Genomic DNA, 12,067 nt, shown 5'->3' with positions numbered 1-12,067 from the left:
AGCCTGCCGCGGAGCGGTGGAGGCCGACTCGACTACCGGTCCCGTACGCAGTAGTCGCCGAGGATGGGCTCCAGCATGCCGAAGGCCGTGCCGGCCAGCTCGGTGACCTCCTCGCGCAGCTGCGCCGCCGGGGTCGCGGCGCGGCACAGGGCCCGTACGCGGCGGCACAGCACACGGTGGACACCCGCGAGTTGAGCCGCGCTCAGGTGCGGCACGGGATCCTCTGGGCCGGTCTGTGTCGCGTCGGCCAGGGCCGCGGCGAGCGCCGCCTCGCGCTGCTCGTCCATCTCCCGCTCGCGGTCGCGCAGCCGCGGGCTGTCGTACACGAGCCAGGCGAAGCCGGGCGTGCAGCGCCCGTTGACCGGGTGCGGCCGGTCGAGGGAGGAGACGAAGACACGGTGCAGGGCGTTTAGCGCGGACTCTCCCACGGCGCGTTCGCGCACCACCTGAGCGAGGCTATCCACGACGCCCTCGTGGGCGTCGAAGACGAGGTCTTCCTTGAGCGGGAAGTAGTTGCTGACCGTCATCTTCGAGACGTCGGCGGCTTCGGCGATCTCGGTGATTGTCACGTTCTCGAAGCCGCGCTCGATGAACATCAGCGTCGCGACATGGGCCAGCCGTTCGCGGGTCTCGCGCTTTTTGCGCCCTCGCCGGCCCTCCTTCGGGGGGGCCGCCTGGGTCGTTCTCACCTCGGTCATGTGCCCCATCCTACCGGTTTAATTTGGCCATCATAGATATTGGATTGACAAAATATTTGGCGCTACCTAAGTTTGTGTTCGTCCGCAAGAACACCCCACCGGCACCGCACAGGAGGCCTCTTGGACCCCACGGTCGCACGCCGCGACACCGCATCCCGTCCGCAGCCGGAGCGCCTCGACCCGGCCCTGATCCGGCTCGGCTCGGTGCTGGTCCTGGGCGCCGTGCTCGCCCAGCTCGACGCGACGATCGTCAACGTCGGCCTCGGCCCGATCGCCGACGGCCTGGACACCTCCATGGCGACCGTGCAGTGGGTGAGCGCCGGATACCTGCTCACCGTCGCCTTCGTGGCCCCGCTCTCGGGCTGGCTGCAGAAGAGGTATGGCGGCAAGCGCGTCTGGCTCGCCTCGGTCGCCCTGTTCATCGCCGCCTCCGCGCTCAGCGGCCTGGCCTGGTCCGGCGGCTCGCTCGTCGCCTTCCGGCTGCTGCAGGGGGTCGGTGGCGGGCTGATGCAGCCGGTCGGCCAGTCCCTGGTCGCCCGGCACGCGGGCCCGAAGCGCATCGGACGCCTGGTCGGCATCATCACCGTGCCGGTCTCCGTCGCGCCGATCCTCGGCCCCGTCCTCGGCGGCGTCCTCGTCCAGTGGGCGGGCTGGCGCTGGCTGTTCCTCGTCAACGTCCCCGTCGGGCTGATCGCGCTAGCCCTCGCGGCGCGCATCGTCCCGTCCGACACCGGCGAACGCGACACCTCCGTACGCCCCGACGGCATCGGCCTGACCCTGCTGCCCACCGGACTCGCCGCCCTCGTCTACGGACTGGCCCAGTACGGGCAGGGCGATGGCTCCGGTCTCACCCAGGGCGTGGCCCTCGCCGTAGGCGCCGCCTTCCTTACCGGATACGTCGTGCACGCGCTGCGCACCAGCCGTACCCCGCTGCTCGACCTAAGGCTGTTCGCGGGCCGCGGCTTCACGCTGGCCGGCATCAACACCTTCCTGCTGGGCGCCGCCCTGTACTCGTCGATGATGCTGCTGCCGCTGTACTTCATGCAGGTCGAGGGCGTGAGCGCGCTCCAGGCCGGCCTGATGCTCGCCCCCCAGGCGCTCGGCAGCGCGCTGATCACCCCGCTCGCCGGCAGGCTTACCGACCGCCACGGGCCGCGCACCGTCGTCCTCGCGGGCATTGCGCTCACCGTCCTCGGCACCCTGCCCTTCGCCCTGGACGGCGGCGCACCCGGCGAACTCCTGCTGGCAGCGGCCCTGTTCGTGCGCGGCGTCGGACTCGGGGCCGTGGTTCCACCCAACGTGGCCGCGACCTACACCTCCGTCGACCGCAGCCAGGCGCCGGCCGCCACCAGTGCCCGTACCGTCCTCAACCGCGTCGGAGGATCGGTGGGCACCGCCCTGCTCGCCGTCATCCTGCAGAGCGCCCTCGCCGACGCCGCGGCACACGGCGCCGGTGCGGCGAGCGCCTACGCCCACACGTTCCGCTGGGTCCTGTTCTTCGGCGCGCTGACCCTCCTGCCCGCGGCCCTGTACCCCCGCCGAGCGCCCGGCAAGGAGTGACACTCGCCCCGCCACCCGACACCTACCACCACCCCTCAGTCCCCTGTTACCAACCAGCCGTCGAGGAGATGTCCCATGATCAAGTCCACCTCACTCCCGCGCACCGGGCTGCGCCTGATGGCCGTGCACGCCCACCCGGACGACGAGTCGAGCAAGGGGGCGGCCACCCTCGCCCGCTACCAGGCCGAGGGCGCGGACGTCCTGGTCGCCACTATGACCGGCGGTGAGCGCGGCGATGTCCTGAACCCGGCTATGGACCGCCCCGAGGTGTGGGCCGACCTGCCCCGGCTGCGTCGCCTTGAGATGGAGCGGGCCCGCGAGATCCTGGGCGTGGGGCAGGAGTTCCTCGGCTTCACCGACTCCGGACTGCCCAAGAACGGCGAGCCGCTGCCCGAGGACTGCTTCGCCGTGCAGCCGCTTCAGACCGCCGCCCGCCCGCTGGTCGCCGCGATGCGCGCCTTCCGACCGCACGTCGTCGTTACCTACGACGAGAACGGCGGCTACCCGCACCCCGACCACATCAAGGTCCACCAGGTCTCGGTTGATGCGTTCGACGCGGCCGGCGACCCCGACCGCTACCCCGGTACCGGTGAGCCCTGGCAGCCGCTGAAGCTCTACTACACGCGCGCTTTCAGCAAGGCCTACTTCAAGGCCATCTACGAGGCCATGACGGCCGCCGGGCTCGACTCGCCGCACGGTGAGGTGCTCAAGGAGCTCGAAGGGATGGAGGAGAAGTGGGAGATCACAACGCGGGTGCAGTGCGCCGAGTGGTTCCCGACCCGGCTGCGGGCGCTGCTCGCCCACGAGACCCAGGTCAACCCCAACGGTCCCGAGCGGTCCTGCCCGCTGGAGATCGAGCAGCAGGCATGGCCCACCGAGGACTACCACCTCGCGCGCAGCCTGGTGGACACCGACCTGCCGGAGGACGACCTGTTCGCGGGCATCACCCGCGAAGCCTGAGCCCGGCGGCGAGCCCCGAAGGGTCCACCGGCGCTCCGAGCCGACTCCAGCGGCGGGAGCGAGGCTGGGCACACCGACACCGCGACGAGCGGCGCGGTTTCCCTCACCGGCCGCGGGCCGACTCCACCGTGCCCGCGGCCGGGCCCGGGAACCCCACCCCCGCGGGAGCCGGCAGCCGCGGTCCCTGCAGCTACAGAAAGAGAGACCCATGCGCATCGTCCGCTACCACCAGCACGGAACGCCGGAGGTACTGCAGGTCGACGAGGTCGCCAAGCCCGAGCCGGGCCCAGGTCAGGTACGGATCCGCGCCGAGGCCATCGGCGTCAACTTCGCCGGGATCCAGGAGCGGGCCGGAGAGTTCTACTACGGTGAACGCCTGCAGCTGCCCGCCTGCCCCGGTGGCGACGCCGTCGGCTTCATCGACGCCCTCGGCCCCGGCGTCGAGGGCTGGCAGGTCGGCGAGCGGGTGGCCAGCGTCATCTTCAAGGACGCCTTCGCCGAGTACTCCCTGGCCCGCGTCAAGGACCTGGTCCGCGTCCCCGCGGAGATGGACGCAGCCCAGGCCACCATGCTCAGCTCGCCCGCCCAGGTCGGCCTCGAGGTCATCCAGGCCGCCCACCTGAAGAAGGGGGAGAGCGTCCTGGTGCACGCTGCGGCAGGGGCCATCGGCCACCTCGTGGTCCAGATGGTCAAGGCACTGGGCGCCGGCACCGTCATCGCCACCGCCAAGGACCCCGCCAAGCTGGCGTTCGCCAAGGAGCTGGGCGCGGACCACGCTGTCGACTACAGCCAGGAGGGTTGGGAGGAGCAGGTCCGCGCGCTCACCGGCGGCGCCGGGGTCGACGTCGTACTCGACAGCGTCGGTGCCGACATCACCCCCAAGAGCATCGTCCTGCTCAAGCCGTTCGGCCGGCTGGTCTTCTATGGCTCGGCCGGCGGCGGTCTCGAGCTGCCCAGGATCCCGCTGGAGGACCTGGCGGGCAAGTACGTCACCCACTTCTCCATGGGCGTCATGGACAGCCAGGTCGACAACTTCGACAAGATCGTCGAGGAGGTGTGCGAGATGGTGCTCAGCGGCAAGGTGCGCCCCGTCGTCCACACCGAACTGCCGCTGGAGGAGGCCGCCAAGGCCCACCAGCTGATGGAGGACCGCGTGCAGCTGGGCCGGGTCGTCCTCGTCCCCTGACCCCTGCGCCCCCCGGCGGCCCCGCCTCGGCCGCCCCCCGAGCCGCTGCGGCCCGTTCCCCCGCGGGCCGCAGCTCCCTTTTCCCACCTACCCAAGGGAACACAGTCATGTCCACGACCGTGCGGGCCACGGCGGCACAACCGAGCGACCGGATCGAACCCGCAGTACTCAAACTCGGCATCGTCCTCGTGCTCGGCACGATCCTCGCCGTGCTCGACTCCACCATCGTCAACGTCGGCATCGAGGCCATCCGCAGCGACTTCGGCAGCTCCCTGGCCACGGTGCAGTGGATCAGCACCGGCTACCTGCTCGCCTTCGCGCTGGTCGCCCCGATCAGCGGCTGGGCCACCAACCGCTTCGGCGCCCGGCGCGTCTGGATGGCCTCGGTGGCCTGCTTCGTCCTCGGCTCCGCGCTGTGCGGCCTGGCCTGGTCGGCCGCCTCACTGATCGTCTTCCGGGTGCTCCAGGGCCTCGGCGGCGGACTCATCCAGCCCATCGGCCAGTCGATGATCGCCCAGGCCGCCGGTCCGCAGCGCATCGGCCGGGTGATGAGCCTGCTGATCATCCCGCTGACCTTCGCGCCCGCGCTCGGCCCGGTCGTCGGCGGCGTCCTCATCGGACTGCTCAGCTGGCAGTGGATCTTCTACATCAACGTGCCGCTCGGCGCGCTCACCCTGCTACTGGCCGCCCGCGTACTGCCCCGGAGCACACCCGAGGGCGGCCAGCGGCTCGACGTTCTCGGGCTGCTGCTGATCTCACCCGGACTCGCCGCGCTCATCTACGGCTTCTCCGAGACAGGCAACGGCCACGGCTTCGCCGACACCATCGTGCACGCCCCCATCGCCGTCGGCGCGCTCCTGCTGATCGCCTACGCGGTGCACGCCCTGCGCCCCGGCGCCAGGCCCGTACTGGATCTGCGGCTGTTCGGCCGCCGCGCCTTCTCCAACGCGATTCTCACCTCGTTCCTGGTCGGCGCCGCCCTGTTCAGCGCGATGTTCATGCTGCCGCTGTACTACCAGCAGGCCCGCGGCCAGGACGCCCTGCACGCGGGTTTGCTGCTGATCCCGCAGGACCTCGGCATCGCGGTCGCCATGTTCTTCGCGGGCAAGCTCACCGGCCGCCTCGGTCTGCGCACCGTCATCCTGGTGGGCATCGCGCTGTCCATGGCCGGCACCCTCGCCTACACCCAGGTCGGCGAGGCACCCGGTGAACTCCTGCTCAGCGCTGCCCTGTTCGTGCGCGGCATGGGCCTGGGCGGGGCCATGTCCCCGATGATCACCGCCGTCTTCCAGAGCGTCGAACCGCACCAGATGCCGCAGGCCGCAGGCATCAACAACGTCGTACACCGCATCGGCGGCTCGCTGGGCACCGCCACCCTCGTCATCGTCCTGCAGCACCAGATCGCCCAGCACGGCGGCAGCCTGGCCGACTCCTTCGGTACGGCCTTCTGGTGGGCCCTGGCCATCAGTGCGCTGACCCTCGTCCCGGCGCTCGCGCTGCCCGGACGTCCCCGCGACTGACCGGCGATCGCCGGCGCCCTCTTCCCGGGACGGCAGCACGTCCTACGTCACTCAACCTCAGGCAGGTGAAGACAGCATGCGTGTCCTCTTTGTCGCCCACGGGGCCAGCCATGTCCCCTGGGCCGTACCCCTGGCCTGGGCCACCCAACTGGCGGGCCACGAGGTGCGGGTCGCGGCCCGGCCGCAGTCCGTCGACCACGTCAAGGCCGCCGGCCTGATCGCCGTGCCCATCGGCGACCGCGCGGCCGGTGACGCCTTCGCCGCATGGCGCATCCCCGACAGCGCCGAGCGCCCCGAACGGGTCCCCGCGGACTGGCCGATGGGGCCGCTGCCCTGGCCCGAGAAGCGCCGCCTGAGCTGGGCGTCGCAGCTCATCGGACTCGCCGACTCGCTCGCCGACGACCTCGTCGCCTTCGCCCGCGCCTGGCGCCCCGACCTCGTCGTGTACGACATCGGCGCGGTCGTCGGCCTGGTCACCGCCGCGGCGGTCGGCGTCCCGGCCGTGGGCTACAACTGGTGCCAGCCCATTGGCATCTACTTCCTCGACGAGAAGGAAGTGCCGCCCGCCTACGTCCGAATGTTCGAGCGCTTCGGCGTCGAGCCCCGGATCGGCACCGACACCTGGATCGACACCTGCCCTCCCGCGCTGCGCCGCCCCTCCCGCGTCCCGCGCGTCCCCGTGCGCTACATCCCCTACAACGGCCCGGGCACGGTCCCCGACTGGCTGCTCGACCGCCCCGGCCGGCCGCGGGTGTGCCTGTCCGGCGGCATCACCACCAGCAACTTCGCCGACCGCCGCCGCCAGCTCCTCGATGAGGTGGCCGGCGTGGACGCCGAGGTCGTGCTGGCCGTGGCTGGCGCCGAGGACGCCGCCGGCCCGCTGCCCGCCAACGTACGCACCACCGGCTGGCTGCCGCTGGGCGCCCTGCTGCCCACCTGCGACCTTCTCGTGCACCACGGTGGCGCGGGCACCGGCATGACGGGCTTCGCCCACGGCGTCCCGCAGGTCACGGTGCCCGACAACACCGAGTCCACGCAGTGGCTGTGGGGCGAACTCGTCGAGCAGGCGCAGGCCGGGACCATCGTCGAGCCCGACCGCCAGTCCACACCCGGCGCGCTGCGCACCGCTATCGAGGACGTCCTGGGCGAGCCCCGCTACGCCGAGCGCGCCCGGCAGGTCCGCCAGGAGATCGAGGCCATGCCGCTACCCGGTGAACTGGTCGGCTACCTGGAAGCCCGCGCCACCTCCTGAACCCGCTGCCCGATCCCCTGCGAGGAGCACCCTGACCATGACCCAGACCACCACCGAGGCCGCGCGGCGGACGGGCCCCGCGACGGAGGAGATCCACCGCACCAAGGCCGAGATCACCGTCGACGCGCCCGCCGAGCTTGTCTACCGCACGCTCACGGACGTGGGCGGCTGGCCGCTGCTCTACCCGTGGATCGTGCACACCGAGATCGTCGAGCAGCGCGGCAGCGAGGACCTGTCGAAGTTCTGGGCGGTGCGCCCGGGACCCGAGGGCGGGCTGCGGATCTGGCAGTCCCGGCGCCGCCTCCACGACGACACGCTGCGCATGGTCTTCGAGCAGCAGGGCACCGTGGGCGCGATCCGCAGGCTCGGCGGCGAGTGGCTGTTCATCGCCCTGGAGGGCGGCGGCTGCCGCGTCGAGTCGCACCACTGGTTCACCACCGACCAGGACCCGGCGACCACCGCCGGGGAGCTGGACCGGCACGGCGCCCTGCAGATGCGTACCCTCAAGGCCGCCGTCGAGGGCCGTGAGCAGGACGGGCCGCTACTGCTGCGCGCCGAGCGCCGGGCGCTGCTGCCCGGCACGGTCGGGGACGTCCACGCGCGCCTGTCCGCCGCCCTCGGCCAGGATGGAACCGCCGAGGAGACCGCTGTGTTCGGCACCGCGGACACACCGCACCTCGACGGATCCACCGGCAGCGGCCGCACCGTGCACATCGGCCGCGCCCCGCACACCATCGTCGTCAAGCACCTCGATCCGCCCCGCGAGTTCGCCCTGTACCGGCGCTCGTGGCGGCTGGCCCAGGAGGCGGACGGCGTCCGCGTCACCGCCGAGCGGCTCGCCGTCGCCCGTCCCGAGACCCTTGCCGAGGGCGTCGGGGACGAGCGCCGCGCCGAGCTGCTGGCCTGGCTCGGCGAGGGCGCGGAGCAGGACTTGCCCGAGGGCGCCGGCCACCTCGTGGGCTGATACGCGCACCACTTCGACCCTCTGGAGGAGCACCGTGCGCATTCTCTTCACCACCTGGTCCGCGTCCGCGCATCTCTTCCCGATGGTGCCGCTCGCCTGGGCCTGCCGGGCAGCGGGGCACGAGGTGCTCGTCGCCGTACCGTCCGACTGCGCTCCCGCGGTGGGCGCCGCCGGGCTGACCGCGGTGGCCGTCGGCGTCACCGCGCCGCCTGCCGCGCCCCCCGCGATGGGCGGTCCGCGGGCCGCCGCCGTCCTGCGGGACTGGCCCGCGGACTGGCCGCTGCGGCTCGCGGAACTGGGCGCGGAACGGCGACGGATGCTCGGCTCCCTGGTGGACCGGCAGTTGCGGATCGCGGGCGACATGGTGCCCGGCCTACTGGAATTCGCCCGCACCTGGCGTCCCGATCTGATCGTCGCCGACGGCTCCACCTACGCGGGCACGGTCGTGTCGCAGCTGCTGGATGTGCCGCTGGCCGCCCACCTGTGGGGCGGCGCGGCCGTGCTCAGACTGGAGCACAGCGGTCCGGGAGGCAGCCCGCTGCCCGGCTACCGCCACCTGTTCGAGCACTACGGCGCGGACCCCGTGCACACCCCCCTCGGCTGGCTGGACCCCTGCCCGCCGATGCTCCAACTTCCTACTGAAGAGCGCCGGTTGTCGGTGCGGCACGTTCCGTACAGCGGCCCCGCCGAGTTGCCGGCCGGGCTGCTCGGGAAGCCGGCGCGACCCCGGGTGTGCGTCACCTGGGAGGCTGGCGCCCGCCCGGCCGGCCCGCCCGGAGACGGCCCCGACCCGCTGCTGGCCGCGGCCGGGCTGCTGGCCGCCGACGGTCTGGAGGTGTTCCTGGCCCTCGGCCCCGCCCAGCGCGCCGCGCTCACCCGGCTGCCCGACGGAGTGCGGGCGATGGACACCTCCGCGCTGCATCTGCTCCTCGCCACCTGCGAGGCCGTCGCCCACCAGGGCAGCGGCGGTACGGCCATGACCGCGGCGGCCGTCGGAACGCCGCAGCTCGTGGTGTCCCCCCGCCCCGAGCAGATGCTCACCGGGGAGCGGCTGCGCGCCGTCGGCGCGGGCCGGCACCTGTCCGGCGGTGACCTGACGGGCGACGAGAAGGCCGCGGCCCGGGTGCGGGACGCGGTCCTGGACCTGCTGGCCGGGCCCGCGCGGGACGCGGCGCTGGCGCTGCGGGACGAGGTCCGCTCCCTGCCCGCCCCGTCCCGCGTGGCCAGCGACCTCACCGAACTCGCTGCCCGCGGCTAGCCTTTGTCTTTCATGTTCGTCCGTCCCGGCTGGCCAAAGGACCACGGCCAGGCCTGGGCCAGCCTGTCACACACGATTTTCCGGACACGCTCTACTTCAGATGGCTTCCTCGATCAGGTCCGCAGCAAGGCGCCACTCCTCCCGGTGCCCGATCTTGTCGGTCACGCCGGTCTTCGCCCGGCGCTCGATGTCGCCATCCCGCTCCTGAGGCACGAACAGCCGCCCGGAGGTCGGTACCGACTGGTTCACGAACTGCTGCAAGGACTGCATGTCGCCGTCCGGCAGCCGATCGCCATCGGCTGGATCGACTTCCTGCGGCCGTCCAGCATCAACCCGCGCAGGTAGCACTCGCCCCACCCGCGAGTGTCCTTGCGTCGCACCGAAGCGAACAGTCTTCGACGCGGACGCCTGCGAGCAGTGCAGCACCGTCCGCCGGATCACGCCGGCGTCGCCCCATCCGTCGTCAACGGGCGCGCACGCGGCGGACATCCCTACCGTGCCGCTCGCCGCCGGGCCGCGTAGTGGGCCAGACATGCGTCGTACGGAGCGAGCAGACCCAGGTCGGCGGCGCGGGCCAGCGAGGGGGCCGCCGCGTCCTTCTCCGACAGCAGCGGCTCCCCGGCGACCCCCAGATGCCAGGGCACGCCGAGTTCCGGGTCGAAGGGGAAGATGTCGACCTGGGTGCCGGGCACGTACTCGGTGGAGCACAGGTAACTCACACACGCGTCGTCGGTCAGCGCCACGAACCCATGGGCGAGCCCCTCGGCCACGTACATGCCGGTGCCCTCGCGGGGGTCGAGCACCGCCGTGGTGTACGCGCCGAAGGCGGGCGAGCCCAGGCGTACGTCGACGACGAAGTCCCGTACCGCGCCGCGCACACAGGTGACGTACTTCGCCTGGCCGGGTGGCAGCAGCACCGAGTGCAGACCGCGCACCGTGCCGCGCCGGGACGAGGAGTAGTTGACCTGCCGCGGAAGCAGCCAGTGTCCGGTGGCGCGCGCCAGCTCCTCGTGGCGGAACGACTCGTGGAAGCTGCCGCGGGCGTCGGTGAGCACACGCGGCACGATCCGGTAGGCATCGGGCACGGCCGTGTCATGGATGTCCATCACCGCGGACGCTAGACGGCCCCGCTCGAATGCCGCTCGCGCAGTCGGCCCACGCGGTCCGCTCCGGCTGGGCGCCGTGCCGGGCGCCTTGGGAGCGTGGCCGGTCCATTCGGTGTCCATCCCCTGTCGAGCCGGGTTCGAGGTCGGCGGATCAGCCTCGAAGCGTACTGACCGGTGTCCACCACAGGTGCGGGGATGCGCCGAGGCCCAAGAACGAAGGAGGCAGGGATGCGCGGCGACAAGGCGCTCATTCTCGACCAGGTCCGCAGGTACCACGAGGACGTCACGGACAACCGGCCGTTCGAGCCGGGGGTGACCGAGATCTGGCCGTCCGGGGCGACCCTGAACGCCGATGACCGGGTCGCGCTGGTGGAAGCCGCCCTCGACCTGCGCATCGCGGCCGGGGCCAGCTCCCGCAGCTTCGAATCACGCTTCGCCAAGGCCCTCAGGCGCCGCAAGGCCCATCTGACCAACTCCGGGTCATCCGCCAACCTCCTCGCCCTTACCGCCCTGACCTCCCACACCCTGGGGGACCGGCGCCTCAAGCCGGGCGACGAGGTCATCACCGTGGCGGCAGGCTTCCCCACCACCGTCAACCCCATCGTCCAGAACGGCCTCGTGCCCGTCTTCGTCGACGTGGAACTGGGGACGTACAACACCACCGCGGACCGCGTCGCCCAGGCCATCGGCCCCAAGACCCGGGCCATCATGATCGCCCACGCCCTCGGCAACCCCTTCGAGGCCGCAGAGATCGCCGAGCTGGCCCGCGCCCACGACCTCTACTTCGTCGAGGACAACTGCGACGCGGTCGGCACCACCTACCAGGGCCAGGTCACCGGCACGTTCGGCGACGTGACCACCGTCAGTTTCTACCCCGCCCACCACCTCACCATGGGCGAGGGCGGCTGCGTGCTGACGTCCAACCTCCAGCTGGCCCGGATCGTGGAGTCCCTGCGCGACTGGGGCCGGGACTGCTGGTGCGAACCTGGCAAGAACAACACCTGCTTCAAGCGGTTCGACCACCAGATGGGCGCCCTGCCCCATGGCTACGACCACAAGTACATTTTCTCCCACATCGGTTACAACCTGAAGGCGACCGACCTCCAGGCCGCCCTCGGCCTGAGCCAGCTCAACCGCCTGGAGGAGTTCACCGCCGCCCGCAAGCACAACTGGCGCCGGCTGCGCGAGGGACTGGACGGCCTGCCCCACCTGTTGCTCCCGGTGCCGACTGCGGGCAGCGACCCGAGCTGGTTCGGCTTCGTCCTCACGGTCCTCCCCGACGCTCCTTTCAGCCGCGCCGAACTCGTCGCGCACCTGGAGGAGCGCAAGATCGGCACCCGCCGCCTCTTCGCTGGCAACCTCACCCGCCAGCCCGCCTACGTCAACCAGCCCCACCGCGTCGTCGGCGACCTCACCAACAGTGACGTCATCACCGAGCACACCTTCTGGATCGGCGTCTATCCCGCCCTCACCGACGAAATGCTCGATTACGTCATCGGCACGATCAAGGAATTCGTCGCGGCCCGCGGATGACCGTCTGCCCGCCGCTCGCACCCGTACGAC

10 protein-coding genes and 1 pseudogene are annotated in these 12,067 nt (G+C 71.8%); 8 read left to right on the top strand and 3 right to left on the bottom strand.

The window, feature by feature from the left end:
- Positions 1-32 precede the first annotated feature (32 nt).
- Entirely contained in the window at positions 33-698 is a 666-nt protein-coding gene (locus O5O46_RS01520) for a TetR/AcrR family transcriptional regulator (protein ID WP_269853336.1), read from the bottom strand.
- A gap of 120 nt (positions 699-818) precedes the next feature.
- Here O5O46_RS01520 and O5O46_RS01515 point away from each other — a divergent pair, with 120 nt between their 5' ends.
- The 7 genes from O5O46_RS01515 (at position 819) to O5O46_RS01485 (ending at position 9,398) form a co-directional block, all read left to right on the top strand.
- Complete coding sequence (locus tag O5O46_RS01515; RefSeq protein WP_269853335.1) at positions 819-2,258, top strand: MDR family MFS transporter; 1,440 nt, start codon at positions 819-821, stop codon at positions 2,256-2,258.
- Between the two features lie 75 nt (positions 2,259-2,333).
- Positions 2,334-3,218, top strand: a complete 885-nt coding sequence (mca, locus tag O5O46_RS01510; protein ID WP_269853334.1) for a mycothiol conjugate amidase Mca — start codon at positions 2,334-2,336, stop codon at positions 3,216-3,218.
- A 208-nt stretch (positions 3,219-3,426) separates the two neighbouring features.
- Positions 3,427-4,404 carry a quinone oxidoreductase family protein gene (locus O5O46_RS01505; protein ID WP_269853333.1) on the top strand — a complete coding sequence of 326 codons (978 nt, stop codon included), beginning with the start codon at positions 3,427-3,429 and terminating at the stop codon, positions 4,402-4,404.
- 107 nt (positions 4,405-4,511) lie between these two features.
- Positions 4,512-5,924, top strand: a complete 1,413-nt coding sequence (locus tag O5O46_RS01500) for a DHA2 family efflux MFS transporter permease subunit (RefSeq protein ID WP_269853332.1) — start codon at positions 4,512-4,514, stop codon at positions 5,922-5,924.
- 76 nt (positions 5,925-6,000) lie between these two features.
- Positions 6,001-7,176, top strand: a complete 1,176-nt coding sequence (locus O5O46_RS01495) for a nucleotide disphospho-sugar-binding domain-containing protein (protein WP_269853331.1) — start codon at positions 6,001-6,003, stop codon at positions 7,174-7,176.
- Between the two features lie 37 nt (positions 7,177-7,213).
- A complete protein-coding gene (locus O5O46_RS01490) occupies positions 7,214-8,140 on the top strand; it encodes an SRPBCC family protein (RefSeq protein ID WP_269853330.1) in 927 nt (308 codons plus the stop codon).
- A 34-nt stretch (positions 8,141-8,174) separates the two neighbouring features.
- The gene (locus O5O46_RS01485; protein WP_269853329.1) at positions 8,175-9,398 is read left to right on the top strand and encodes a nucleotide disphospho-sugar-binding domain-containing protein; all 1,224 of its coding nucleotides are present in this window, start codon (positions 8,175-8,177) and stop codon (positions 9,396-9,398) included.
- Positions 9,399-9,503: 105 nt separating this feature from the next.
- Here O5O46_RS01485 and O5O46_RS01480 read toward each other — a convergent pair.
- Positions 9,504-9,790 (bottom strand): annotated as a pseudogene (locus O5O46_RS01480) (transposase); the annotation flags it as partial.
- Between the two features lie 99 nt (positions 9,791-9,889).
- Positions 9,890-10,504 carry a dTDP-4-dehydrorhamnose 3,5-epimerase family protein gene (locus O5O46_RS01475; RefSeq protein ID WP_269853328.1) on the bottom strand — a complete coding sequence of 205 codons (615 nt, stop codon included), beginning with the start codon at positions 10,502-10,504 and terminating at the stop codon, positions 9,890-9,892.
- Positions 10,505-10,732: 228 nt separating this feature from the next.
- Between O5O46_RS01475 and rfbH the strand changes: the two genes are divergently transcribed.
- Positions 10,733-12,037, top strand: a complete 1,305-nt coding sequence (gene rfbH / locus O5O46_RS01470) for a lipopolysaccharide biosynthesis protein RfbH (protein ID WP_269853327.1) — start codon at positions 10,733-10,735, stop codon at positions 12,035-12,037.
- Positions 12,038-12,067 lie beyond the last annotated feature (30 nt).

It is taken from the genome of Streptomyces sp. RPT161, from assembly GCF_027533845.1.
In the GTDB taxonomy this organism is placed as follows: Bacteria; Actinomycetota; Actinomycetes; order Streptomycetales; family Streptomycetaceae; genus Streptantibioticus_A; species Streptantibioticus_A silvisoli_A.
Note: the sequence above shows the minus strand (reverse complement) of the source record. Positions and strands in the feature narration are given on the sequence as shown.